Below are 1334 nucleotides of genomic sequence, written 5' to 3' on the forward strand. Positions count from 1 at the left end.
TGGTTTTTCTTTGTTTTTCTAGTTACTGAGATCAAATTCTGTATGAGAAATAAAAAGAAATTTATTAACCATATTTTTGAAAACAAAATAGTTTTTAGGCGGAATAATCCCTGCTATTATAATACTCTTTACTGTTATTTATAAAATATTAAATTAGAAAAATATTGAAATTTATTCAACGAGTTGTAAGTGGAATTATTGGTGCTTTTACAGGTCTAATAATCAGTTTTTTTGGAATATTTTCATTTTGTTGGGCATTTGACAAATTATATCCCCCTGAAAATTCAACTGGAGGATTAGGAACTGTTGGGTGGATATTTATTCCTTTCATAGCTCCAATTATTTCTTTTATTTTATTCATTTGTTTCTTTATTTGGATTCCTTTTAAAAGGAAAAAATAAATTATTTGTAACAATAGAAACCATAATTTGAAATTAAAAAAAAACTGAAAACCACGAAAAGCTAACACCGGCTAAAATTAATACGGGCTCTTTTCCCTACTCCAATGTTTTGTGTATATTTACTAAGTCCGCCAAATCTTGTTGATTTGGCTTAGTTAAATTAAAAAGAAACAAAACCAAACAAAAAGCTTAGGCTCAGTTCGTTTTCGAAAATCTTGTCGATTTTCAAGCCCGTACTAATCCTAGCCAAAACCGTTGGGCAAAACAAGTAAAACAGCTCGTTCCGAACTGGCCCAGTAATTGAATTTCAGTAGTTATTCTTAAATGAAATTGAAACTGTCTACCGCGCGAAAATTATAAAATAATAACTTTATCCATAATCGAAATTTTATTAGCTCTGAAACGCTGAAAACAACTATTACTCGATTTTAATCGTAGTTATGTTTTGAAAATATTAACTCCTACTCTTTTCGAAAGTTAAATTTAAAACGATAAGTATTTTAAACACAAAAACTCTCACTTGAAACTGTGAAAAAAAATTGTCTTGTAATTGAAATACATCTCTAAAATATTAAGTCATTTTTAAAATGAAAATGGAATCATTAGAAACGTTGAATTAATCGTAGAAGCTCTAGAAATGAATTTTAAAAAGTTGTAAAATGGAATTTGAAATTTTGAAAATAAATATAAATACTTGGATTCAAAATTGCATTGCCCAACACCGGCTAAAATTAATTTGGGTTTGATTTCTTTCTCAAAGTTTCTTGCTTTTTTACTAGGTCACAAAACCCTTTTATATTATTTTTAAAATCAAAATAATTAAACGGCTTTTGTTTGGTGTTTTGACCCCTATAAAACAAGAGTAATCTTTTAAATTTCGCTTATTAGTTACGCTGTTAACTTTTTCATTAAAATCAAGTGTTTATCAGTGTT

The 1334-nt window shown here is 27.6% G+C and carries 1 protein-coding gene; it reads right to left on the bottom strand.

Going from position 1 to position 1334, the window contains the following annotated elements:
- Positions 1 to 175 precede the first annotated feature (175 nt).
- Positions 176 to 361 (bottom strand): hypothetical protein, encoded by a 186-nt coding sequence (locus tag GGR97_RS15195; protein ID WP_167899378.1) that lies wholly within the window; start codon positions 359 to 361, stop codon positions 176 to 178.
- Positions 362 to 1334: the final 973 nt, after the last annotated feature.

This window comes from Wenyingzhuangia aestuarii (assembly GCF_011927765.1).
GTDB classification, from domain to species: domain Bacteria; phylum Bacteroidota; class Bacteroidia; order Flavobacteriales; family Flavobacteriaceae; genus Wenyingzhuangia; species Wenyingzhuangia aestuarii.